The following is a 23,226-nucleotide window of genomic DNA, read 5'->3' as shown; positions in this document are numbered from 1 at the left end:
CGTGAAGGGTTCCAGCTTACTGGAAACACAACATTAATTACTGTGCCAGCTAATAATGACACAGTAAAACAGGCATGTATCCAGTGAGCCCGTTATTCCGCACTTTTTCCGAAAATATTAGCATATTCATCTTCGAGTTCCAAAAGTGTCAGCTGAAATAAATGTACGTTGTTTTTCTTATATATACCATGATTGATTAAGGTATCAATCAAACAGCTTTTCCTCGCTTCTGCTGTTTGGTTAGCCATAGTGTTTCCAGCTCCTTTCAATGTTTTACATGTTTTTGGGGCTTGGTGGGCAAAATAAAAGCCTCTTCTTACAAAATGTAAGAAGAGGCGGATGCACAATGATATTCTCTTCTTATCTTTCAAGCATACGCTTGCTGGAATTGGCACAGTACTCCTATAAAGGAGTCCGCTGCCGAGGTTTCACAGGGCCTAGTCCCTCCGCCTCTCTTGATAAGCCGATATGAAATTATGGAGCAAAAAAATTCTTATGTTTTGCTTTTCTTGAAAGCTGCTGCAAAGGGAAAGCATCTTCACTATGTAAGAATAAAGATTTGCTTTCTTTGATCTTCATTCTCTTTGTCTTGATTGTTTGAGGAGAAAATCCCGTATTATATTATTTCTTTTTATCTTTGTTAGAAGAAAAAAGCATATATATAATATTAAAGACTAACTCGAATGCCATTGTATTTTACCCCTTTGCGTTTTGGAATTTCTTAGTATGCGTTTTTACATTTCTTATAATAAAAGCACGGCATGAATCTGTCAATACTTTTTGGCACGACTTTTTATCCTGTAAATTTTCCCACTCAATAACAGCCTTCATTAACCGCGCCGCTGCTGGGATATTTTTTATTAGCTTTAATATAAAAGGCAGTTATCGTAAACTTTGTTGCTATGAAACAAGGTGGCTGATTTCCGCTCCAGGATGCTCGCTTTCCGCAGTGCAGCCGGTGAGCCTCCTGGTCTCACCTGTTCTGCTAATCCCGCAGGAGTATCACACCTTACGCTCCAATCAACCTGACTTGACATTTGGAACGCCTCACATAACAAATCAACAATCTTTAAAAAAAGAGCCACATAAAAAGACTATTTTCATATTTTTTGCTGCTGGAGCGAGGAGGCTGTTTTCCGCTCCATAAACTCGAATTAATCATCCAATCGAATAAAAAACTCATTAAAGAACAGTAATCATAAAAAAAGAACATGAAAAAGCCGGAAATCTCCTTTTTTTGAAATCCAGCTTTATTCTTATACTTATTTATTTTCGGTGTACCTCATGAATCAGGCCCGGCATCCATTCATTTATATCAGTAAATGCAAATCCCAGTTCTTTTGCTTTTTTATTGCTCATTACCCATGTGACAGGTGAATTATAAGGTGATTCATTATCCTGATTTTTTTCATTTGCCAAAATAAAGCTTTTTCCAGTTTCGTTTTCGATAAGCCCCAGCATATCCCTTAGTGTAAGAAGGCCGTTTGATACCGCATTAATTGGGCCTTCAATCCCTGCATTTGCGGCCCAGCATAGAAATTCCCCGGCCTCTTCTTCTGTGATGAAAGAAATAGCGGCTTCGGGATTACTGAAATATATCTCTTTCCCTGCCTCAATCCGGTCAATATGAAAGGTTAGCCGATTGGTATAATCGTTTATTCCCTGTACAATAGGAAACCTGACACAAACGGTTTTGAATGGTGCTTCCTGGCAAAACACAGATTCTGCCAGCCTCTTCCCTTCGCCATAAGAAACATCCTGGTGTTCTTGCGGAATATTATAATGATAAGGATCAAAATCACCTTCAGAAAGCATGTCTTCTGAAAACTCATACACCGACATGGAAGATGTGAATATGTACTGTTCTGTTTTACCAGCAAACACACTGATTGCTTCCCTGGCATCTTTGGCTGTATAACAAATCTGATCAAAAACAACATCCCACTTGCCATCCTTGAAGGCACTAAAAAAACTGCTTTCATCATTTCTGTCAAAAGAAATAGTTTTAACTTTATCTCCAAAAGGAATATCGTTTTTACCCCTTGTGGCAACCGTAACATCCACTCCTTTTTCCAAAAGAGCGTTTACCAGGTGCTTTCCAAAAAAACGTGTGCCGCCAAGTACCAATGCTTTTTCCATATCCTTCTCCCCTGCTTTCTGCTTTATTGTATTTCATGCATCCATATAAACACTGTATATTCAGTTTATTCAAAAAAAGGGTCTATGTCCAATGAGATCATATTCCGGCGGCGATGAACAACCATAAGCTTGCAGTGGATTGGTAATTCTTCATGTCAGCTTGCTTGAAAATACTTCAGAAGTATTTTCAAGATGGCAAAAAAAAATCCCGGCTGCACCAGGATTTTTCAAGCTTTATAATCAGCCGTTAACTTCTTTATTCAAGCTCGGCTTTAGCAGCTTTGCATCCTCAAATACTTTGCCCATTTTATCTTCGCCCTTTGTGAATGTTGCATTTGCTCCATCAAGTGCAGGTGCAGATTTTTTCAGCTCGTCTGCTTTAGTTTGATAAGAATCTGTAAAATCTTTAATAGCTGCTTCTAAATCACTGCTTTGATTTTTTAATTCAGCCGGTATTTTTACTTTTTTCAGTTCTTCAGCAACAGCTGCTGCAGAGACTTGTGCGCTTGTTTTCATCTTTGCATCAGTATTATCTCCTGATGCTTCGTATGTATTCAAGTCAGTATCTTTGCTATTAATAGTGTTTGCTAGCTCAGAGTAAAGATGAACAAGAGATTTTTTTACTTTTTGCTGATCTGCAGCGCTGTCTGCAGAAGATTTCTTTTTGCCGGAATTTCCTTCACCCTCCGAAGAACAAGCCATTAAACCAATAGACATCATAAATGCTGAAAACAAAATTAAAAACTTCCTCATTTTGCAGCTCCTTTTTAACGTAGTATGTATAAGGCAAAATACCGTCCATTGCTACTTTTTAAGGGATATCGAATTCGGAAAATTATATTTATTATTCTGGAATAAAAATTTTTATAATTCATCACAGAATTTTCTTAATATTCTACCCTCTTTATCTGTCAAAACAGTATGTAAACCTTTACTTCATTATTATAGAAGGTAGAATTCACAATTTCAATCAAAACTTTGATAATATAGTAATTTTGGAACTTTTCGATAATTCTTGTTCTTCCTTCTTGGTCACCATTTACTACTGAACATTGTAATTTTCACTGACTCAATGTTTTTTCTGTAAACCATTAGAATAACTATTCCATTGTAATTCTGTGATTTTCTCACATAAATACATGTTCTCTGCATATCTCTTAATCTAGCCATAATTATCCTGAATGATTACTGCCCTTTTATTAACAATTTTCTTATGCTAATGACTTTTTTTCCAATTAATGCAAGAATAATAGAAGGGGGCGATTTCATTGAAGGTGCTGATTGGCTCAATAATTGTTGTTTTGCTGTTATGTTTGGGAGTTTGGCTGATCATTTCTCCTGCTTTCACAAAAGTCGGGGATACAGCAAAGAAGATGAAAAAAAAATTAGAGGAGGACAAAAATGGAATCGAAAAATAAAAAAGGATTAAACCGCAAAGCACTTGGCGGAATCATTGTTGCTGTCGCTTTAGTCCTTGCGCTTGGAGTTACCGCACTATTTATTCAAAAAATACCAAATGGATATGTAGGTGTTGTATACAGCCCTAATGGCGGCGTACAAAATAAAACGCTTGGGCAAGGCTGGCACTTAGTAGGGCTGTTCGACAAGGTTACTGTTTATCCTGTCAGAATGCAGACAGTAAATTACAGGGATATTCAGGTTGCTACATCCGACGGAAAAAATGTCACCATTGATTTTGCATATAATTACAATATCCAGCCAGACAAAGTGGTAGGGGTTTTCAACAAATTCGGACCGATAGATGTGGAGCAAATAGAACAATCTTATTTAAGAACAAGACTATGGGATGCAGGACGGAAAGCAATCGCAAAGTATTCTGTCATCGATACATACGGAGAGAAATCGTCTGAAGCAGCCGTAAACGTCCAGAAAATATTTTCTGAAGATATTGGGCGGCTGGGTTTTTCTGTAGACAATCTAACACTTGGTGTTCCAAAACCTGATAAATCAACACAGGCAGCCATTGATAAACGGGTTGAAGCTGCACAGGAATTAGAAAGAAAGCAGATTGAGCTTAAGATTGCCAAAGCAGAAGCACAGAAAAAACAAATACAGGCGAAAGCAATTGCTGAATATAATGAAACAATTAAAAAGTCAATCAGCAAGGAAGTTATTCAAAATAGCTGGATTGAAAAATGGGATGGGAAAATGCCAAATGCCATGGGCTCTAATCAGCTCATTTCCATACCGATTGACGATAACAGCAGTTCAAAAAAATAACATGCAAAAAAGCCGTACATGTTCCCTACTTCTGGATCATTACGGCAATTTTTATGTCTTAATTCGCCTATGGCACTGTTTCTTCCTCCAGCTTCTGCTGTTATTTTAGGTAATTATGGCCGCTCTATGTATTAGTACTGCTTTTTCATTGCGATCCCTGCTCATTCCTGCAAACTTTGCATGTAAGCCAGTATTGTCTGCTATACTGTTATAACGTATAGTACTAGTAATTCAGCTAAAATAAATCAGCAGTAATTTTAAAGAAAACATGTAAAAAGGATGAAATATATTTTGGATAAACTAGAAAACAGCCATAATTACATATATACCTATGTCTGCAATGCAGAAGAAAGGTCTCTATGCCACTTAGAAATGCGCTCTTTTTTCGGGCATGATAGTCAAAAAAATGTCATTAAAAGCAATGTTAAAATTGATCCGAGCAGGAGCCCTTTTATCAAGGAAAGAATTGACATACTATTTGAAGGAGAAACACTGTCAGACATTCTTTTGCATGCAGAAACCATACATATGCATGACGAAACTTTCAGGGTGGTTTTCATCAAAATCAATGATCTTGATAAAGAAGAAAAAATAGAATACCAGGAACGTTTGAAAATTGAACGAGATGTCGGCTGGCGGATCAACGGAAAAGCAGATCTCAGAAAGCCCATGCAAATTTTTGGTGTAGGGGTATTTGAAGGCCGCTGGTATCTTGGTAAATATACGAAAAGTGAAGCGGTTTGGCTGCGCCATTTAAAAAAGCCAAGAGAATATTCTACAGCGCTAAGCACCCGTGTAGCCAGGGCAGCCGCCAACATTGCCGTGCCTCATCCGGCAGGCAAAAAGGCGATTGATCCATGCTGCGGAATCGGAACTGTTTTAGTAGAGGCACTGTCCATGGGCATTGATATTATTGGACGGGATATCAATCCATTAGTCACAAACGGCTCAAGGGAAAACATTGCTTATTTTGGATTAACTGGTGATGTGACAACAGGTCCTATCTCAGAAATAAATGAGTATTTCGATGCTGCTATTATTGATATGCCGTACAATCTCTATACACATGCAACACCAGAATCTCAATTATCCATCTTGAAGCATGCACGAAGAATAGCCGCTAAAGCTGTAATTATCACCATTGATAATATTGACAATATGGCAGATGAAGCAGGCTTTATAATTTCAGACCGCTGTGTTGCCAAAAAAGGGCTGTTTGAAAGGCAAATTCTTGTTTGTATATAAAAATGTGAGCGGAAGCCTAATGGTTTCCGCTCACATTTCATTCATTTAAGGCATGCTCTAATGCTTTTCTGTTTTTTTCCATGACGGCAATATAGTCCAGACCTTGTTTTTGCTCTTTATCTGTTAAGCCTTCCAAGGGATTCAGCACATCTGTTTTAGCATGCACTTCCTTGGCAAGTGTGTGTGCGACCTTCGGACTTGTGAGCGTCTCAAAAAACACAGTTTTTATATGGCGTTTTTGAACTTCATTGGCAATTTCCTCAAGGCCCTTCAAGGATGGCTCCTGATCTGGCGACAGTCCTGCCACCGCAATTTGCTTCAGGCCATATTGTTTAGCTAAATACGAAAACGCTGTATGCTGGGTAACAAATTCTTTTCTTTTTGCATGTTTTGCTGTCTTTTTAAAATTTGCATCGAGCACATCCAGTTTTTTGCTGAATGTCAGATAATTTTTTTCATAATCTTTTTTATGGGCCGGATCTTTTTTTACTAGCCCTCTATAAATATGTTCTGCTTCTTTTTTTGCCAGAGCAGGATCGAGCCAAACATGAGGATCAAGCGACTGGACATTGCTGTCTCCTTCTTCTTTTCCGTCAGCAAGCGGAAGACCCTTGCTTGCTTCGATGACAGTAAGGTTTTTTTGATTAATGGATTGCAGGACCTTATTCACCCAATTTTCCATAGATGCTCCGTTATATATAAAAACATCAGCGTTTTGTATATCGATTAAATCCTTTGTCGATGGCTCCCAATCATGCGGCTCCACTCCAGCAGGAATCAGGATTTTCACTGAAGCATTATTACCTGCAATATTTTTGGCAAAATCGTACATGGGATAAAAAGTTGTAACGATCTTTAATTTCCCATTGCCTTTTCTCCCGTTTTCATCACTGCTGGATTGGCAGCCCGAAAGAGTAAACAGGACAGCAGCCAATACAACAGGCAGCATTTTTTTAATCATTGTATTTCCTCCCTTAAGAAATCGTAACAATTACGATTTGACTTTCATAGTGTAATATAAAACAATGAGGTTTGTAAATAAATATATACCGTTTTTTCTTTTACCATGCCCTTTTAAACGTCATTTATACATGAAGAAAGGCCGCATATGTGCGGCCTTTCACGATTTAAGTTATTCCTTTTTACTCCGAATGGCCTTTATCAGCACTTTTTGCGTTCAATTGCGGCATAGGTTTTCTGATCGATTCGGAAAAAATCTTTTTTTATCAATAAGTAAAAACCAAAATGAACTGCCTGCTATTAACAAACCTGCAGATTAAGCAGACATTTTGCTGTCCTTGTTTTCAAGAGCCCAGCTCCAGCCTGTTAAAATTACAGCTGCAATCACCATCAAGCCGCCAATCCAGCTAGTGTGAATCAATCCAATTGAATCAGTAATGATTCCGCCAAGATATGAGCCGATGGCGATGCCTGCATTAAAGGCAGCAATGTTTATTGCTGAGGCTACATCCACCGCACCCGGCACGAAGCGCTCTGCCAGCATAACTGCATAGACCTGAAGGCCCGGGACATTCATGAAGGCAAATAAACCCATAACAATAATAGTAATAAGTCCAGCAATTTTAAATGGCGCAGTGAAGGCTAAAATAAATAACACGACTGCCTGGATTAAAAACATATAAAATAAAGCTTTGATTGGTTTATGGTTTGAAAGTTTACCTCCAACCATGTTTCCAATTGCGATTGCAATTCCATAAACAAGAAGAATTCCTGCAACCGTTCCTTGTTTGAATCCTGTAATATTTTGCAGCAAAGGAGACAGATAAGTGAACACTACAAATGTTCCTCCATATCCAAGGGCTGTAATGATAAACAATAGAAGCAGTCGTCCATTTGTCACCAGTTTGAATTGATCACGGAAAGTGGATTTAGCCCCTTTCTTTAAGTCAGATGGAACTAAAATGCTGTTTGCTATCAGGGCAATGACTCCAATTAGCACAATGATTATGAATGAATACCTCCAGCCAAATTGCTGTCCGATGAAAGTGCCGAGCGGAACACCCGTCACAGTAGCTACGGTCAAACCGGTAAACATGATGGAAATGGCACTGGCTCTTTTATTTTCCGGAACTAAATCAGCCGCGATTGTGGAACCTATGGACATGAACACACCATGTGAAAAAGCCGCAACGACTCTGGCAGCTAACAAAATTCCGATTGTCGAAGCACTGGCTGCAATGCTATTGCCGATAATGAATACAATCATGATCAGCAGCAATAATGTCTTTCTTGGAATATTTGAGGTCAAAGAAGTCAAAATCGGGGCTCCAAAAGTAACCCCAAGTGCATATAAGGAAACCGTAAGACCCGCTGTTGTTACGGATATGTGCATATCATTTGATATAAGCGGCAGAAGGCCAACAGAAATAAATTCCGTAGTCCCTATGGCAAAGGCGCTTACTGCGAGTGCCAATAATGCCAAGGTGCTTCTTTTTTTATCGTTAATCATTTGTATCCCCCTAAAAAATTGTTATAGTGTATGAAACATTGCTGCAAGCTAAAAGAAATGCTCATCTAGACCTTTTAACCGGCAAATGTTATTATGCTCTATATCAACCATTATTAAAAGTACGCACTTTTAAGTGATATAGGCACTTTTTAGTACCTGTCTTTTTAGGAGGAATAAACATGCAAGCTAAGAAATATAATATATCCGTTGAAGCAACTCTTGAGGTAATCGGCGGGAAATGGAAATGTGTCATTCTTTGCCACCTGACTCATGGAAAAAAACGGACAAGCGAACTTAAGCGCCTGATGCCAAATATCACGCAAAAAATGCTGACACAGCAGCTTCGTGAATTAGAGGATGATGGAGTGATCAACCGTATCATTTACCAGCAGATCCCCCCTAAAGTGGAATATGAGCTGAGTGAATACGGATGGAGCCTTAAGGAAATTTTAGACTCTCTTTGCTTATGGGGTGAAAATCACATTACCAGAGTTTATGGAGATAAGTTTTCAGTACTTGAGGAAAGTGTTTTGAATGACCAGTTAAAATAATTTTATAAGCTCTATGCTGATCGGGCCTTGCCCAAATCACTGTCACAGTAAAATAGCCGATAAAAAAAATCCAGCTGAAAGAAGCTGGATTTCTTTATTGTGAAAGGATATTATCCTTTCCTGTTTCAATTTTCCATTCATTCCTGATTCCAAGGAACATAATTATTGTGCCGCAAACCACAAATATCGGATCAAGCCAATTAGCTTCCGGTCCATTAGTGATTCGGTGCAGCCCGAAAAGCCAATGAAACACCACAATATCGAAGCTAAGAAGAAGACCAGTGGATACAAGGAAGCCGTGAAAAAAGGAACGGGAAAATACCTTCTCTATGAATATTGCCAATATAATCAGGATCACGATCCCTGTACCCACAGCTCCTAACCTTCCCCCCATGGATTCCAGCTTAATCCCCATTGCATGTGCATGAATACTGTGAAAAAACAGATTCATGGTTAAATAGCCTGCTATTTTTTCTTAACCGTGTAATTGACTTCCCCTGCTTCTTTAACAAAGTGAAAACCCTGCTGCGGCTCGAAAAGAAAGCTGTACTTTTCCCTGCTTCGTTTATTTAAATAATATTGAAGGTGGGCTGTGCGGGATACCCTTTCTTTAATGGTCTGTTCCTTCACATCCAGAATGACACTGTGTCCATATTTCAGCAAAATGAGAGTCCGCTTAGGAGAAAGCTTATTCACTTCGTCAATATGGTGGTGTGCAAGCCATACACAATCATCTCTTTTCATAGACACAGAAGGAAACCAATAGATATCCTGTTTCAAGTTAATCGGAATTGGACTCATTTTAATGTTTCCCAAGATAGAGTGCGAGCTTTTAATTGCTCCAGACATACTGCTTCCGTAATAAATAATGCTTTCCTCAACAATTCGGTATGGCGGCATAGCCACATAAAAGATATGTTTCCCTTCCATAACTTTAGAATACCAATTGCTTAAAGAGTCAAAATGCGAGGCAATTAAAATGGTATCTTCATTAATTACATAGTTAGGCAATAACAGCATAGCTTTGTCCCCTTTTCTCAAAACTCATTTATCAGGAAATCTGCATGACAAGCCGCTATGTTTTACCTTAATTTCCCATATAATATAATCTATTATACCTATTACTTATGTACTATGTAAATTGTTTTTTATAAATTCTGAAAAAACTTAAAATATGTATTTCCCTTGGCCCCAGTATTGTAAAATGAGATTTTAAATTGGAACTCCCGATTTCTCCAGGAGTTCCTTTTAAACATTTTACAGTTTTGCAAGCTTTTCAAAGGCATCTGCAAGCATGTGCCATCTATGATCCCTGATTACACTCAGCTGATCGAGTATTTCATTTTCCTGAAAATCGATATCTCTGACAAGCCGCGTCACTGTCTGTCTATCCCTCAGAAGCTCTACAACCTTAAACATCATTGAAATAAAAGCAGACTTAAAGGCAGCATATTGATTAGGGAACCTTGCTTCCATCTCCTTATATTGTGAAACAACATAATGGATTTCGAGACAATTCAGTCCACGGCGCTGCTCTAGGGCTAGGGCCAGTACTTCAATTTCAGGTGACTTATATATAAATTGCCCATTGCCTCCCTTAAGTTTCCTGAAGAGGTAGGATGCTCCTGGTGATAACAAAATGCGGCGGGGTCCACCCGGAATTTTGCTCCATTTTTAAACAGTCTGTATCCCAGCTCCCAAACTTCTGCCCCATATCCTTGAAAAGATTCATCAAAACTGTCTGGTATAACATCGCTTTTTTCACACTAACATCACCAGTTAAAAAAGCTATATATGGCAGGGCAAAACCGTTAAGATTTTCACCAAAATGTGAAAGACCGCTATTTAAAATACTTGTTAAATACCAATTGGGAAAAGATATATCATGAATTCTTCCCTCGTGGATATCCTCTTTGCCTGCCAGCGGAAAATAGGTTAATTCATTCCGGTGTGTTGCCTTGTATTCGTAATAGCGGCCTGCAAAGTATGCACTCCTAGGCAGGAATCCATCAATATACGACCACTGGCTTTCATTAAATAGAGGAGTCAAAAACGTATAGACACCACGGTAATGCATGGCACCTGTAACGACTACATTGCTTTCATGAATATGGTGTTTATAATGTTCTTCAATGAAGTTTCTTTCTGTCAGCATTTCTGCATCCATAAAAATCACAACTTCACCTTCACTGTTTTCAATTCCCAGATTCCGGGCTCGTGAACGGCCCAAATTTGTATGAGGGCGGATATATTTAAACGTAAAATCAGAAACAAATTCATTCTTAAGGCGCGGTGTTTCATCTGTTGAACAATCGTCGATTAATATGACTTCAAATTGTGCCGAGTGAAAGGTTTGCCTTGTTAAGCAGTGAAGAGATAAACAAACATACTCATATTTATTATATGAGGGTATAATGACACTCACTTTAATATTTTTATCCCCGCTTTTTTGGTTTACCGGTTCAGCTTGCTGCCTTTCTTCTTGTTTTTCTTCTTCCACAATTAAATATGCGGATTCCTGTACTGCCTTGTCCATAATTTCCTCGTGTGAAATTCCGCCATTCGGCTCCAATTTCTCCTGCACGTGTACAGCTTCTGGCTGTTTAGGATGAGTTTCAGCGACCTCTACCTCATCCTGCGCGGTGTTCGGTAATTCTCGTTGCCAATTTTTGAATAGTTTCCTTACTAAAAATCTCTAGACAACCATTTTGCCTCCCTATATGTGTTTTTCTGTCAAAGTGAAATTCTTTATAGGTTATGACAAGCATGGCAAATGTGTCTGGACAAACTAACGTGTCATTTAGCTCATTTTTAATGATTGGCCATTTTTTCATTCTTTCATTCCATTTCGGCTGTAAAGTTTATTTGACAAATATTATAAAAAGACTGTAAGAATTTGTCTGAAGTTAAAATTTTCTAAAAAAACAATTCTAGACGTTAATCATGTTATATTTCTCAAGGAGTTATTTACTGGAAAAAACCAAACGGAGGGCGATCATGGTTTTAGAAATATTGATTCAGCATTTTATCTCTTATAAAAACCGAAAACCTCAACATGCCAATGAGCTTTTAGATTATATACAGGAAAAATATCTGCTAGGTGAACTATCATTTTCAAATTATAAAAACCTATTCGGCGAGCTGGAAAAACGAGGAGCAAAAAAACCCTTCTTGGCCGCTGAAAGGTCCCTTAGATGCGCCGATTCACCATGATGTTTTATTCCCTTATGAAGTAATGGCGGAAAGCTGAACTTGGGGGAACACCTTTTTAAAAAATTGGGATAATTCCATAAAACAATAGGACATATAAAATATTAGGAGTACTACTGAGTTTTACATGATTTACTTGTCCTCTCATAAAAAAACCTTCTGGACTGAGACGTCCAGAAGGTTCTTTTAATGAGCCGCCGTTATTTTTATTTCTCCATTTTCTTCGACTGCTTTAAAGTTTTTCACATCAGGCTTTTCAAAGATAAAGTCTGCTATTGCATCCTCAAGCTGCTCCTGAATGACCCTACGAAGCGGTCTTGCCCCAAAAGCAGGATGGTAGCCAAGATCAGCAAGTTTATCCTTAGCTTCTTTTGTAACTTCCAGGGACAATCCCTGAACACGGATTGTTTCGTAAAGATCCGCCAGCATTAAGTCTACAATCTGCAGCAAGTCTTCTTTTTCCAATGATGAAAATTCAATGATGCTATCGAATCTGTTCAGGAATTCCGGTTTAAAGAAATTGCCCAAAGATTGAAGGATATTTACTTCTTCAACGGCAGAGCTTGCGCCAAATCCCATGACCTTAGGCTTCTCTGCTGCACCTGCATTGCTAGTCATGATAATGACGGTATCTTTGAAATTAACAGTCCGCCCTTGGGCGTCAGTCAAGCGGCCATCCTCAAGGATTTGCAGGAACATATGCATAACCTCAGGATGAGCCTTCTCAATTTCATCCAGCAAGAGAATGCTGTAAGGTCTGCGGCGCACCTTTTCTGTTAACTGTCCAGCTTCCTCATGGCCGACATACCCAGGAGGTGAGCCAATCAATTTTGATACACTGTGTTTTTCCATGTATTCACTCATATCCAAGCGGATCATTGACTCTTTATCGCCAAATAATTCCGCGGCAAGTGTTTTAGATAATTCGGTTTTACCTACACCTGTTGGGCCTACAAACAGGAAGGAACCAATCGGACGGCTTTTTGATTTCAATCCGGCCCTGCTTCTGCGAATGGCTTTAGCTACCTTTTTAACTGCTTCTTTCTGTCCGATGACTTTCTTGCCAAGCTCTTCTTGAAGATGAATCATTCTTTCCTGTTCATCTTCCTGTAGTTTTCCGACAGGAATTCCTGTTTTTTGCTCGATGATTTTCTGGATATCTTCAACCGTTACCATCGGACGCTCTGCATTTGCTCCATTTTCAAGAAGCTGTTCGAGTTTCACTTCTTCAGAGCGCAGTGCAGCTGCCTTTTCGTAGGCTTCCTCTTTAAGCGCCTGCTCTTTTTCTTTGTAAATTTCAGAAAGCCGCTCTTTCACATTTTCCTCCTGCCCGCTTTCGATGGTCAAGTTAAGTTTAGAACCTGCTTCATCAATCAAGTCGATAGCTTTATCTGGAAGGAACCGATCCTGGATATAGCGGTGTGAAAGCTCTACAGCTGCTTCGAGGGCTTCTGGACTATATGAAACTTCATGAAATTTTTCATAATGCTCTTTTAAGCCCTGCAGAATCATTAGCGCTTCTTTAGTTGAGGGCTCATCCACATGCACTGGCTGGAATCTGCGTTCCAGTGCTCCATCTTTTTCAATCTTTCTGTATTCTGCAAGAGTTGTAGCTCCGACAAGCTGCAATTCTCCGCGGGCAAGAGCAGGCTTGAGGATATTTCCCGCATCCATGGAGCCTTCAGCAGATCCTGCACCGACAAGCTGATGTATTTCATCGATAAACAAAATTACATTCTTGCGCTCCTGGAGCTCAGCGATCAGCTGTTTCATGCGCTCTTCAAATTGTCCGCGGATCCCTGTGTTGCTGACTAGCGAAGCTACATCAAGCATATAAACCAATTTTGAGCGCAGTTTAACTGGAACCTCACCTTCAGCAATTTTAAGCGCCAGTCCTTCTGCTATTGCGGTTTTACCTACACCTGGTTCACCAATCAGCACTGGGTTATTTTTATTTCTTCTATTTATTATTTCAATTACTCTGCTTACTTCTTTATCGCGGCCGATAACAGGATCAATCAATCCCGCTTTTGCAGCCGAAGTGAGGTTGCGGCCAAATTGATCCAGCAGGCCGCCTCCCTGCTGCTCTGTTTGCCTTTGTTCTTGGCGTTTATCCGTGCTATTGGGGTTAAAAGGATTTTCTCCATTATTATTAGGAAAGAAACTGCCAAAAGGAAATTGTCCCATGTTCATTCCATTCATGGCTGCACCTAATTTATTTCGTTCTTCTTTATAGCAAACGGAGCACAAGTTTAATTCATGCGCCTGGCCGTTATAAGTCATTTTAACTGCAATGCTAGCTTGATTTTGATGGCATTTTTCACAAAACATAAAGTACTCCTCCTTAAGGTTCTTTTAAAGTTTGATACAATCATTTATTTTTTTCAATCAGCAAGGTTCATTTTTCGCTTTGACTTTGACTTTGACTTTCTTTGACCTTGTACATTTATTATACTCTGACCTTTTTTGACTTTCAACTATTTTGCTTCTGCTTTTTAATCCATGATTATAACGTAATGGTTATTTACCCATGACATTCTTTTTATAACCCTATAGCATATTTTCCTTCTCTTCAAAAAATTTGCTCACACTTTTAAATTAAAACTTGCTCCTCCAGCTGCGACACTGCCCCTGATGTCCGCCAGAAATACAGCAAGCAGTCATGCCACGATCCAATCAGCATTGTGCAAAAATCTAATGGGCTTTATCGTCCGTTATAAAAAGCGCCAGATTACAGAGCATCTGACGCCATACTATTATTTATCAATCGGTACATTCAGCCGTTTTTCACCTCTCCCAGACTGTTTTTCAATCCCGGCTTTATGTTGCGTCAGGGATTTTATTCAGTCTTCTAATTCAATAGATGCACCTTCCATATGGCCTTTTTCCATTAACTTGGACATTTTCCTATTTTCCTTGCTGTCAAAAACAATAGAGAAATCATAATTTTCCGGATATAGCTCTTGAGCAGAGATATAAAGCTTGAGGCGCTTATGATTGATGCTATGTTTTTCACCTTTAACCAGCACTGAAAAATTGCCTCTGATATCCGGCCCTTTCTCCACGATCCCGATCTCCCCCTGAGGTGAAATTTTTACATTATCCCCCATTTCAAACTGTATTGACTCTGTTATCAGCGGTTCTTTTTCTTTTTTTAAGCGGTGTGCATGCCTTCCAGCAAGCTGTTTGTCTAACGAACGTACTGGAGAATCTGATAGGCCTTTATAATCTTTCTCTTCTTGATAGGTGATACGATGTGCTTTGGATATAAGCTCAGGATGCATGCCCAGTTTTAAAGCGATGGCAAAAGCCTGGCTTTCTCCTCCTTTTCCGATCAGCAGCTTATAAGTTGGCTTCAGAGACTCAAGGTCGAATTCCATCGATCCATTGATAAACCCTTCATGCTCTTCTGCGAACTGTTTGATTTCATTATAATGAGTAGTGGCAAGAAGGGATGCTCCTTTTTTATGAAGCTGTTCCAGTATCACTGCAGCCAGCCCCATTCCTTCTGCCGGATCCGTCCCGGAGCCCAATTCATCCAGAAGGACCAGTGTGCTGTCATTCGTTTCTTCAAGAATAGAAATGATATTTACAATATGTGAGCTGAAGGTACTTAAATTTTGTTCAAGGCTTTGGCCGTCGCCTATATCTGCCAGAATTTTATCATACACGGCAATGACACTGCCTTCTCTTACAGGTATATGAAAACCAGATTGAGCCATGGCTGTTAAAAGACCTACTGTTTTAATGGATACAGTTTTACCGCCTGTATTGGGTCCAGTAATCACAAGGGCATGTTTGCCGCCTCCCATTTCCAGATTTAGTGGAACAGCTTTATCCCCTAATAGAGGATGTCTTGCTTCAACAAGTTTGATGCGGTGTGAATGATTGATTTCCGCGCTTCTTCCATTTATCGAAAAACTGTATTTAGCCTTGGCAAATAGCACATCATAGTGAATCATGATTTCTGAGGCCAGGATGATTTTAGCTTCATTTTCCATTACAGCTTCTGTAAGCACAGCTAGAACTTTATCTTCCTCCACTCCCTCCTGCACCTTAAGGAGCGTAATGGCATCCTGAAGCGCAGCAGCTTCTTCAGGTTCAATAAATAAAGTAGAGCCAGAAGCCGAAGTATCAAGTATGGCTCCCCGGATTTTCCCTTTATATTCCTTTTTTACAGAAAGAACATAGCGCCCATTCCGTTCGCTCACAGTATAGTCTTGAAGCATGTTCTTATATTTCGAGGACTTCAGCATGTTCTGAAGTTTGTCTTTTAACCGCTCTTTGCTAATCGTGATTTGTTTCCTGACCCTGGCTAGCTCATTAGATGCCAGGTCAGCGACCATCCCATTCCGGATGCAGCGGTATATTTCTCCAGCTAAATCACTAAGGTCCTCTAAAGAATAAATATAGGAAGAAACACGAGGTGCCATATACTCCTTATCCCTCATAAAGGCCTTCATTTTACTGCAGCTTTCCAGAAATAACAGCAGTTTAGCAAATTGTTCCGGACGAAGAATATTTCCGCCCTTGAGCAGCTTTAAAATTTGTTCCATACCATCCAATCCTGATAAAGGAACACTCGCACTTTTTTTAATGATTACAGTTGCCTCATCAAGTTCTTCAAGCAGTGCTCGTATCCTTTTTACTTCACTTATTGGCTCTGCAGCGAGAATTTTTTGATTTCCTGAGTCAGTAAGAGCGTATTCTGAAATTATGCCTTTAATACTGTCATAACCTAAAATTTTCAATGTTTGTTCGTTCAATTCTGGTTCCTCCTAATTTTTTGACCGCAAAAAACCGCAATGAACAATTGTTCATTGCGGTCGGGCAGCAGCCAGGATAGTTTCTTCCTGCACTTTTATTGGATTCTGCTCAACAAAAAAACTGCGTGAAAACACACAGCAGCAGAATTCCATCTACCTTATGCCATGATAATGTTCTTAACCTTCATCCCCCGCATACCTAAACAAGCCTTCCGATTTCTAAAAAATCGCGGCTTAACGGGAATGACCGTATGAAATTACGGATTAGTTAAGAACAGCACCTAACATAAAATAAACCCCTTTTCAGGAAAATATTTGTAAAACCTTCTCTACTCCAATATATTCAATGCATAAGGAATTGTCAATGCAATCCAATCAAGGGAAGCCGTAAAAAATATAAATCATCGTTATTTCAGTTCTAAATGCATTCTGCTTTGCATATCTTTTTATGAATGCTGTTTCCCGGGTTAAAATTCATGATTCAAGGGGTGTTTTCCAGCGGAACTTTCTTTTTCCCGGGCTTCGTGCTATCATTGATGAAAGTGAGGTGTGATTTTTGACAATTTATAAAGCGAAAAAAAGCAAGCTTAAAGAACTTTTGATTAAAAACAACACTGCACTTGATGAACTTTCTGCTAAAACTGGTATTTCCACAGCCCAGCTTACAGAATATCAAAGCAAACAAATTATGTCCGTTAATAACGCAATGACTATTTCTAAAGAGTTAAACTGCAGCATAGAGGATTTATATATCTGGAATACAAAAGAGTGATTTATTCACTCTTTTTGTTTTGTCCAAAGTGTCTTTATACATTTTTTGGTTACCATAACAGGAAGGTCATTACTTAAACCATCCTTTTTCCTTAAAGCGGGTTATTGCTTCTATTCTGTTTGTAACTTCAAGCTTTTCAAGAATTGCCGAAATGTAATTGCGGACCGTGCCCGCTTTTATTGAAAGCTGATCGGCAATCTCCTTAGTATTTTTTCCGTCAGCAACAAGCCCTAAAACTTCTTTCTCCCGTTCAGTGAGCGGATTTTCTTCCCCGTATACATCATCCACTAGCTCTGGAGCATAAATTCTTCTTCCCTCCATGATTCGGCGGATAGATCCGGCAAGCTCCTCGCTTGGGCTGTCTTTCAGCAGATACCCGCTGACACCTGCCTTTAAAGCGCGCTGAAAATAACCAGAGCGGGCGAAGGTGGTTAATATAATCACTTTAATCCCGCTGTCCTTTAGTTCCTCTGCAGCCTCCAGCCCGCTTTTCTCCGGCATTTCAATATCCATTATACATACATCAGGTTTTTGGGAGGCTGCCAGACATATGGCTTCTTTTCCATTTGATGCTTTCCCGACGACTTCCATATCTTCTTCAAGGTCAAGCAGCAAGCCGAGTGCACCCAGCATCATTCGCTGATCTTCAGCAAGTACAATCCGTATCATTAAGGTCTCTCCTTTTCCGCAGTTTTGACAATAGGCACTTTTATGATTAAAGAAGTCCCATTTCCAGATAAAATCTGCAGTGTTCCATTGACAAACTCCAGTCTTTCTTTCATGCCAAGCAGGCCGTGGCCTTTGATAAAATCCGTCTCAGTGATAACAGAAGTTCCATTATCATACACGGTCACACAAACTTCATTCCCTTTTTGCACTGCATGGACGCTGCATTCTGTTGCACCGCTGTGTTTTACAACGTTTGTGACAGCTTCCTTCAAACACATGCTGACAATGTTCTCAATAAGCGGAGGGACATTTGACAGTTCAGCATCCTGTTTATATTGAAAGTGAATCTGGGCAGCATCCAGGATTTGATTCACGCGGATAATTTCTTCCTTTAATTTAATGCCCCGCATATGCGATACCATTTTTCTTACTTCATTTAAAGCAGTTCTTGCTGTCTGCTGCACATCCTTCAGTTCATTTTTCACTTGTTCAGGATCTTTATAAATTAATTTTCTTGCAAGATCACTTTTTAAACCGATCAAAGAAAGCTTTTGCCCCAATGTGTCATGCAGGTCCCTTGCAATTCTCTGCCTCTCTTCGAGGATAACCAGTTCCGAAATGCGTTTTTGGGCATCTACCAGTTTTTCTTCAAGCTCACCGCGTTCTTTTTTGTTGTATATCGTCAAAGGAATGAGAATGACACTGATCCAGGTAATAATGATAAATGGCAGCTGCATTAAAAACAACTTATCCTGAAGGATCATATTATAGTTAATAGAAACGGATGTAGTGACTAGATGTAAGAAATACCAGGTGATAAACGCTGGCCGTTTTTTAATGTTTCCTATAAAATGCGCCAGGAAGAACGCAAAATACACATAATTAAATATGATGGTCAAGGCAAGGGAAATGCCTATCAAGATTGTGAGCCAAAAGTAAACCTGCCACCCTTTTGAAAGAAACGCAATACGATATGAAATAAAAAATAGTAACGTAAGGGAAATTCCCAGGATGATCTGGTGAATGGATGAAGCGGGGAAAATGAAATAAAAGGGCAATATGCTTAATACGCACCATATGTATGGTGAAACCCCTGAGTTTTTTTGTGTAATTGCTTCTCTAATTTTCATCGTATAACCCTCATTTGCTTAGGCTGTTTTCGTAAACTATATTGCTATGTAACAGGGTTGCTGATTTCCGCTGAGCGGGATGAGCCTTCTTAGGCTGCGCCTGCGGGGTCTCCGCTTGTCCCGTCATCTAAGCAGGAGTAACGCACCTTACAATCCAATCAGCCTGGCTTAAGAATAGGATCGCCTCACAGATTTGAAAAACAACAATCTATAAGAAAATAACCTATGCTTATAATCTCAAAGTTTCCGGGTATGCTTATATTACCACAACAAGGCACACCAGAACGAATACCCTTAAAGGAATATCCGTCCCAATCTGCCTTTTGTAAATTTAACTCAAATCAGCTTTCCCGCTGATTATGCGGTTTGAAGCGTTTATGTTCCTTCTTTTTTCATATGCTGCTTTGTATCCTACAAACTTTTTATTTTTTGCATCCCAAAGCCTGAAGCGCAAAGAAGTTAAACTTGTCATCAAAGTAATTGTTGGAACATTATGCAATGGCAGAGTATTTTCATGTACCGCTTCCAGCTTATAATTAGGCACCCTCGGACTTAAATGATGGACATGATGATAGCCTATATTGCCTGTCAGCCATTGCATGATTTTAGGGAGCCTGTAAAATGAACTTCCTTCAACTGCAGCCTTTACATAATCCCAATTTTCATCTTCTTCAAAGTAGGAATCTTCAAATTGGTGCTGAACATAAAACAGCCATATTCCCATCGAGCCAGAAAGCATAAAAATCGGTCCCTGCACCAAAAGAAACGCTTTCCACCCGAGTGCCCAGCAGAAAAAAGCGACGGCTGATGCAATTAAAATATTCGTTAAATAAGTATTCATGCGTTCTTTCATTCTTGCGCCTTTTCTGTTGAATCTGTTTTTTATAAGAAACTCATAAACAGGGCCAATGCCAAACATGATAAATGGGTTGCGGTAAATTCTATAAGCAAAGCGTTTTGATAAGGGAGCAGCTGCATATTCATCAACAGTCAGTACCCAAATGTCTCCAGTCCCGCGTTTATCTAAGTTACTGCTCGTGGCATGATGAACGGAGTGGCTGTGTTTCCACTGGTTATAAGGGAAAAGTGTCAATACTCCGGTTATAGTTCCCAAAATTTTATTATATTTTTTATTTTTAAAGAAAGACTGATGGCAGCAATCATGGAAAATAATGAAGATCCGTGTTAAAAATCCTGCTGCAGGAATAGCAATAATTAGTGTCAGCCAAAAAGATAAGCTCAAGCTTTTGTATGCTAATATCCATAAAACAAAAAATGGAACAAAGGTATTGATCATCTGCAAAACACTGTTTTTTATATCTGCTTTTTCATATGGAGCAATTTGCTTTCTTAAGTTTCTTTGATTTTCTTTTATCATCAGCATATTCCTTCCTTATTCTTTCTGATGTTTTTATTATAAAGAAATAAAGAAGGCTTTTGCAGACATAGGTATCATGTCTAAACCATGATACTTGTCATGCTTATGGGCGGAAATTGCTGACTCAAATAGTCTTTGCTAAGAAATAAAAGCATATAGCCTGTATGACATTTGTATCCCCCTGCTGCTGAGCGTTTGGTCTATCCCCGCCCGCTTTCTGCCAAAGCCAGCATGAAGCTTAATTAAGCATTGCAACTTAACAATGCAAAAAAAAGACTCTGAAGAATCAGAGTCTTTTTATATATGGTCTGTCTTATTATGCTTTTTGAACGTTAGTAGCTTGAGGTCCGCGTTGGCCTTGTTCTACTTCAAAAGTTACTGATTGGCCTTCGTCAAGAGACTTAAAGCCTTCGCTTTGGATAGCTGAAAAATGAACGAATACATCATCTCCGTTTTCGCGTTCAATAAATCCAAAACCTTTTTCTGCATTAAACCATTTTACTTTACCTTGTTCCATTTGTGTTTCCTCCTCGTGCACCAGGCACAATATAATACTATCCTTGCTCTGTTGGAACATCGAGACGTAAAGTTAACTTTTACTATCTAAAGTACCGAACAAAAATAATTCTTCTATAGAATAACAGATACGATAATAGAAAGCAAATAGATCATCCAGTTTTTCTGCTTCTAAATCTGCGGGGATGCAACAGTAACCATACTAGAGGAAAATGGTAAGAATAATGGAAAATATCATAGTCACCACAATAAAAAACACAAAAAAATAACCAATGATCCTGATACCCTTTGGAAAGGACCCGATATCCATGCTGTCACGTTTAAACGGCCCACCAGCAGTTATTTTCTGATAATCTTCTATCGGCGTATAAATCTCATTTTCCCGTCCATGATAAAGTTTGTCATCAGGCTGTGTTTCATGAGTTTCTTTCATTTCCTGCACCCTCCCTCTTTCGGAAATATGATAAATTACCGGACGCTATACCTCATTTAATTGTAAAACCCCATCCTGCTAATTACAAGATAATTTCTAACATTTTCCTTTTTGTTCAAAATGTATATGATCTCCCGGTTACATGATTAGCCAGTTTTAAGGACTTCCTGCAATATCCACACAAAAAAAGCAAATACATGTGTATTTGCCCACCTATATCACGGCTCTTGGATATTTAAAGATGCAGTAATTCACTGTCAGCAATATTACACTGAAATTCATTAATATGGGGCATCTTTTTTATTAAAAGGCCTTTTTCATAAAGAATGCTGTTTTTTAATATGTTCTGTTAAGCGGTCCCGTTGTTAAAACGGGTTGATTGGAGTGTACGGCGCGAGACTCCTGCTTAGATTAGAGCAGGCCACTTAAAAACTATATGTTTTGGAAAAAAGATGAGTTTATAGGGGGTCAAAAATGATTCCTGACCCTCTTATCGTCGCTTAGAAGCGATTCTAGAGCGTCGTTTTTTGTACATCATTTTTCACTTTTAAAATTCCTGACTTTTTCAGTGGCTTCGATTAGAGGGAAGGTGAGACACCGCAAGCGTAGCTGTGGAAGCTCACCGCCCGCCTTACGGAAAGCGGGCATCCTAGGCTGAGATCAACCCCTCGTTCCCTAGTCAGCAAGGCTTACGAAAACTGCCTAAACAATAGCCTCACTCATCAGTAAATATCTTTCTAGTTTCTTCTTAACCCGCTGAAGTGCATTATCTATAGATTTAACATGTTTATTCAGCTCCACTGAAATTTCCTGATAGGTTTGGCCGTCCATATACAGTGACAGCGCCTTTCTTTCAAGATCACTCAGAAGCTCGCCCATCTTAAGCTGAATATCATCTGCTTTTTCACGATTAACAATCAGCTCAGCAGGATCACTGATTTTGGATCCGGATATTACATCCATTAATGTGTGATCCAGTTCATCTTCATAAATAGGCTTGTCCAGGGAAATGTAAGAGTTAAGAGGTGTATGCTTTTGACGTGTGGCTGTTTTGATGGCGGTTATGATTTGTCTTGTTATGCAAAGTTCGGCAAAGGCCCTGAAGGAGGTAAGCTTTTCTTCCTTAAAATCTCGAATGGCTTTATAAAGCCCAATCATGCCTTCCTGAAAGATATCCTCTTTATCTCCCCCAATCAGAAAGTAGCGGCTGGCTTTCGCTCGTACAAAATTCCTGTATCTTTGGATAAGCATTTCCGTGGACTCTCCATCACCGCTATGAGCTCTTCCAACTAAAACTTCATCCTCTATCTTCAAGCTATTTTCAACTGGTTTTTCTATACAGAATATTTTCAACATCTATCCCTCCGCCTCTTTTAATCGGGCTGCAAGCATAAAATAATATCAAACGATTGTAACAAATATCCTGGCAGCTTTATTTCCTGATGCAACCAAAGTAAAAGGTATGCAATGTTTATCTTTCTTTATAGTAACTGAGATAGTACCGCAATAATATAAACAAATATCGACGATGAATTACAATCCCTGCGTAATTCTTTAGGAAACCTCATTTTCTATTCATTCTCCAAGGACAAAGATGTCCAGATTGGCAAATCGCTGTCGATATCTCCCTATTTTTTTTTTGCATATTTGTGTTTCTATGGTGCTGTTTTGGGTAAAAGATTTTTTTCTAATCCCGCCTTCTGTTT

General features: G+C 39.1%; 24 protein-coding genes, 1 pseudogene and 1 riboswitch. Of the genes and pseudogenes, 8 read left to right on the top strand and 17 right to left on the bottom strand.

Going from position 1 to position 23,226, the window contains the following annotated elements:
* Window positions 1-92: 92 nt before the first annotated feature.
* The gene (locus BM126_RS16645; protein WP_083392006.1) at window positions 93-248 is read right to left on the bottom strand and encodes a Fur-regulated basic protein FbpA; all 156 of its coding nucleotides are present in this window, start codon (window positions 246-248) and stop codon (window positions 93-95) included.
* 109 nt (window positions 249-357) lie between these two features.
* A riboswitch (SAM riboswitch) is annotated at window positions 358-465 on the bottom strand.
* Window positions 466-637: 172 nt separating this feature from the next.
* Between BM126_RS16645 and BM126_RS22520 the strand changes: the two genes are divergently transcribed.
* Window positions 638-1,147 (top strand): hypothetical protein, encoded by a 510-nt coding sequence (locus BM126_RS22520; RefSeq protein WP_090990556.1) that lies wholly within the window; start codon window positions 638-640, stop codon window positions 1,145-1,147.
* 494 nt (window positions 1,148-1,641) lie between these two features.
* The gene (locus BM126_RS23395; protein WP_371261469.1) at window positions 1,642-1,824 is read left to right on the top strand and encodes a hypothetical protein; all 183 of its coding nucleotides are present in this window, start codon (window positions 1,642-1,644) and stop codon (window positions 1,822-1,824) included.
* Window positions 1,825-1,935: 111 nt separating this feature from the next.
* Here BM126_RS23395 and BM126_RS23390 read toward each other — a convergent pair.
* Window positions 1,936-2,139 (bottom strand): annotated as a pseudogene (locus BM126_RS23390) (NAD-dependent epimerase/dehydratase family protein); the annotation flags it as partial.
* Window positions 2,140-2,379: 240 nt separating this feature from the next.
* A complete protein-coding gene (locus BM126_RS16630) occupies window positions 2,380-2,892 on the bottom strand; it encodes a hypothetical protein (RefSeq protein ID WP_090990554.1) in 513 nt (170 codons plus the stop codon).
* Window positions 2,893-3,407: 515 nt separating this feature from the next.
* On the opposite strand from BM126_RS16630, the gene BM126_RS22515 reads away from it, so the two are divergent.
* From BM126_RS22515 to BM126_RS16620, 3 genes are all read left to right on the top strand, one after another.
* Window positions 3,408-3,557, top strand: coding sequence for a hypothetical protein (locus tag BM126_RS22515; protein ID WP_177201467.1), 150 nt, complete (start codon window positions 3,408-3,410; stop codon window positions 3,555-3,557).
* Entirely contained in the window at window positions 3,541-4,380 is an 840-nt protein-coding gene (locus BM126_RS16625) for a prohibitin family protein (protein WP_090990553.1), read from the top strand. Before BM126_RS22515 ends, BM126_RS16625 begins: the two co-directional genes overlap by 17 nt.
* A gap of 291 nt (window positions 4,381-4,671) precedes the next feature.
* Complete coding sequence (locus BM126_RS16620) at window positions 4,672-5,625, top strand: TRM11 family SAM-dependent methyltransferase (RefSeq protein ID WP_256213154.1); 954 nt, start codon at window positions 4,672-4,674, stop codon at window positions 5,623-5,625.
* Window positions 5,626-5,662: 37 nt separating this feature from the next.
* Here BM126_RS16620 and BM126_RS16615 read toward each other — a convergent pair whose 3' ends face one another.
* Both BM126_RS16615 and BM126_RS16610 read right to left on the bottom strand, forming a co-directional pair.
* A complete protein-coding gene (locus BM126_RS16615; RefSeq protein ID WP_090990551.1) occupies window positions 5,663-6,586 on the bottom strand; it encodes a metal ABC transporter substrate-binding protein in 924 nt (307 codons plus the stop codon).
* Window positions 6,587-6,901: 315 nt separating this feature from the next.
* The gene (locus BM126_RS16610; RefSeq protein WP_090990550.1) at window positions 6,902-8,095 is read right to left on the bottom strand and encodes an MFS transporter; all 1,194 of its coding nucleotides are present in this window, start codon (window positions 8,093-8,095) and stop codon (window positions 6,902-6,904) included.
* A 179-nt stretch (window positions 8,096-8,274) separates the two neighbouring features.
* Between BM126_RS16610 and BM126_RS16605 the strand changes: the two genes are divergently transcribed.
* Complete coding sequence (locus tag BM126_RS16605) at window positions 8,275-8,646, top strand: winged helix-turn-helix transcriptional regulator (protein WP_071349765.1); 372 nt, start codon at window positions 8,275-8,277, stop codon at window positions 8,644-8,646.
* Window positions 8,647-8,740: 94 nt separating this feature from the next.
* Here BM126_RS16605 and BM126_RS16600 read toward each other — a convergent pair whose 3' ends face one another.
* From BM126_RS16600 to BM126_RS16585, 4 genes are all read right to left on the bottom strand, one after another.
* Window positions 8,741-9,097, bottom strand: a complete 357-nt coding sequence (locus BM126_RS16600; RefSeq protein ID WP_090990549.1) for a DUF2243 domain-containing protein — start codon at window positions 9,095-9,097, stop codon at window positions 8,741-8,743.
* A gap of 14 nt (window positions 9,098-9,111) precedes the next feature.
* Window positions 9,112-9,666, bottom strand: coding sequence for a competence protein ComK (locus tag BM126_RS16595; RefSeq protein ID WP_090990548.1), 555 nt, complete (start codon window positions 9,664-9,666; stop codon window positions 9,112-9,114).
* Window positions 9,667-9,903: 237 nt separating this feature from the next.
* Complete coding sequence (locus BM126_RS16590; protein ID WP_090990547.1) at window positions 9,904-10,284, bottom strand: hypothetical protein; 381 nt, start codon at window positions 10,282-10,284, stop codon at window positions 9,904-9,906.
* Complete coding sequence (locus BM126_RS16585; protein WP_141770091.1) at window positions 10,244-11,230, bottom strand: glycosyltransferase family A protein; 987 nt, start codon at window positions 11,228-11,230, stop codon at window positions 10,244-10,246. Before BM126_RS16585 ends, BM126_RS16590 begins: the two co-directional genes overlap by 41 nt.
* 413 nt (window positions 11,231-11,643) lie before the next feature.
* Between BM126_RS16585 and yppF the strand changes: the two genes are divergently transcribed.
* Window positions 11,644-11,859, top strand: coding sequence for a YppF family protein (gene yppF, locus BM126_RS16575; RefSeq protein WP_090990544.1), 216 nt, complete (start codon window positions 11,644-11,646; stop codon window positions 11,857-11,859).
* Window positions 11,860-12,042: 183 nt separating this feature from the next.
* On the opposite strand, the gene BM126_RS16570 is transcribed toward yppF, so the two are convergent.
* Together BM126_RS16570 and BM126_RS16565 are read right to left on the bottom strand one after the other, a co-directional pair.
* Window positions 12,043-14,187 carry an ATP-dependent Clp protease ATP-binding subunit gene (locus BM126_RS16570; protein ID WP_090990543.1) on the bottom strand — a complete coding sequence of 715 codons (2,145 nt, stop codon included), beginning with the start codon at window positions 14,185-14,187 and terminating at the stop codon, window positions 12,043-12,045.
* Between the two features lie 512 nt (window positions 14,188-14,699).
* On the bottom strand, window positions 14,700-16,622 hold the full coding sequence (locus tag BM126_RS16565) for an endonuclease MutS2 (RefSeq protein ID WP_090990542.1): 1,923 nt from the start codon (window positions 16,620-16,622) through the stop codon (window positions 14,700-14,702).
* A 556-nt stretch (window positions 16,623-17,178) separates the two neighbouring features.
* Between BM126_RS16565 and BM126_RS16560 the strand changes: the two genes are divergently transcribed.
* Entirely contained in the window at window positions 17,179-17,394 is a 216-nt protein-coding gene (locus BM126_RS16560) for a helix-turn-helix domain-containing protein (RefSeq protein ID WP_090990541.1), read from the top strand.
* Window positions 17,395-17,463: 69 nt separating this feature from the next.
* Here the strand turns inward: BM126_RS16560 and BM126_RS16555 are convergent, their stop codons facing one another.
* The 6 genes from BM126_RS16555 to sigH form a co-directional block, all read right to left on the bottom strand.
* Entirely contained in the window at window positions 17,464-18,063 is a 600-nt protein-coding gene (locus BM126_RS16555) for a response regulator transcription factor (RefSeq protein WP_090990540.1), read from the bottom strand.
* Window positions 18,063-19,193, bottom strand: a complete 1,131-nt coding sequence (locus BM126_RS16550) for a sensor histidine kinase (protein ID WP_090990539.1) — start codon at window positions 19,191-19,193, stop codon at window positions 18,063-18,065. Before BM126_RS16550 ends, BM126_RS16555 begins: the two co-directional genes overlap by 1 nt.
* A 331-nt stretch (window positions 19,194-19,524) precedes the next feature.
* Complete coding sequence (locus BM126_RS16545) at window positions 19,525-20,571, bottom strand: Delta(5) desaturase DesA (protein WP_090990640.1); 1,047 nt, start codon at window positions 20,569-20,571, stop codon at window positions 19,525-19,527.
* A 316-nt stretch (window positions 20,572-20,887) separates the two neighbouring features.
* Window positions 20,888-21,088, bottom strand: a complete 201-nt coding sequence (locus BM126_RS16540; RefSeq protein ID WP_071349777.1) for a cold-shock protein — start codon at window positions 21,086-21,088, stop codon at window positions 20,888-20,890.
* Window positions 21,089-21,289: 201 nt separating this feature from the next.
* Window positions 21,290-21,520, bottom strand: a complete 231-nt coding sequence (locus tag BM126_RS16535) for a hypothetical protein (RefSeq protein WP_090990538.1) — start codon at window positions 21,518-21,520, stop codon at window positions 21,290-21,292.
* 702 nt (window positions 21,521-22,222) lie between these two features.
* On the bottom strand, window positions 22,223-22,876 hold the full coding sequence (sigH, locus tag BM126_RS16530) for an RNA polymerase sporulation sigma factor SigH (protein WP_090990537.1): 654 nt from the start codon (window positions 22,874-22,876) through the stop codon (window positions 22,223-22,225).
* Window positions 22,877-23,226: the final 350 nt, after the last annotated feature.

This window comes from Bacillus sp. OV322, from assembly GCF_900112495.1.
Taxonomy (GTDB): Bacteria; Bacillota; Bacilli; order Bacillales; family DSM-1321; genus Peribacillus.
This window is presented reverse-complemented; position numbering and strand designations above follow the sequence as displayed.

What these genes read in the sequence shown, in the direction of transcription:
- BM126_RS16550 (WP_090990539.1), bottom strand. Translation starts at nt 19,193, where the DNA reads ATGAAAATTAGAGAAGCAATTACACAAAAAAACTCAGGGGTTTCACCA.
- BM126_RS16600 (WP_090990549.1), bottom strand. Translation starts at nt 9,097, where the DNA reads ATGAATCTGTTTTTTCACAGTATTCATGCACATGCAATGGGGATTAAG.
- BM126_RS16630 (WP_090990554.1), bottom strand. Translation starts at nt 2,892, where the DNA reads ATGAGGAAGTTTTTAATTTTGTTTTCAGCATTTATGATGTCTATTGGT.
- BM126_RS16645 (WP_083392006.1), bottom strand. Translation starts at nt 248, where the DNA reads ATGGCTAACCAAACAGCAGAAGCGAGGAAAAGCTGTTTGATTGATACC.
- BM126_RS16570 (WP_090990543.1), bottom strand. Translation starts at nt 14,187, where the DNA reads ATGTTTTGTGAAAAATGCCATCAAAATCAAGCTAGCATTGCAGTTAAA.
- BM126_RS16625 (WP_090990553.1), top strand. Translation starts at nt 3,541, where the DNA reads ATGGAATCGAAAAATAAAAAAGGATTAAACCGCAAAGCACTTGGCGGA.
- BM126_RS16615 (WP_090990551.1), bottom strand. Translation starts at nt 6,586, where the DNA reads ATGATTAAAAAAATGCTGCCTGTTGTATTGGCTGCTGTCCTGTTTACT.
- BM126_RS16540 (WP_071349777.1), bottom strand. Translation starts at nt 21,088, where the DNA reads ATGGAACAAGGTAAAGTAAAATGGTTTAATGCAGAAAAAGGTTTTGGA.
- BM126_RS16605 (WP_071349765.1), top strand. Translation starts at nt 8,275, where the DNA reads ATGCAAGCTAAGAAATATAATATATCCGTTGAAGCAACTCTTGAGGTA.
- sigH (WP_090990537.1), bottom strand. Translation starts at nt 22,876, where the DNA reads ATGTTGAAAATATTCTGTATAGAAAAACCAGTTGAAAATAGCTTGAAG.
- BM126_RS16535 (WP_090990538.1), bottom strand. Translation starts at nt 21,520, where the DNA reads ATGAAAGAAACTCATGAAACACAGCCTGATGACAAACTTTATCATGGA.
- BM126_RS16555 (WP_090990540.1), bottom strand. Translation starts at nt 18,063, where the DNA reads ATGATACGGATTGTACTTGCTGAAGATCAGCGAATGATGCTGGGTGCA.
- BM126_RS16610 (WP_090990550.1), bottom strand. Translation starts at nt 8,095, where the DNA reads ATGATTAACGATAAAAAAAGAAGCACCTTGGCATTATTGGCACTCGCA.
- yppF (WP_090990544.1), top strand. Translation starts at nt 11,644, where the DNA reads ATGGTTTTAGAAATATTGATTCAGCATTTTATCTCTTATAAAAACCGA.
- BM126_RS16595 (WP_090990548.1), bottom strand. Translation starts at nt 9,666, where the DNA reads ATGCTGTTATTGCCTAACTATGTAATTAATGAAGATACCATTTTAATT.
- BM126_RS16545 (WP_090990640.1), bottom strand. Translation starts at nt 20,571, where the DNA reads ATGATAAAAGAAAATCAAAGAAACTTAAGAAAGCAAATTGCTCCATAT.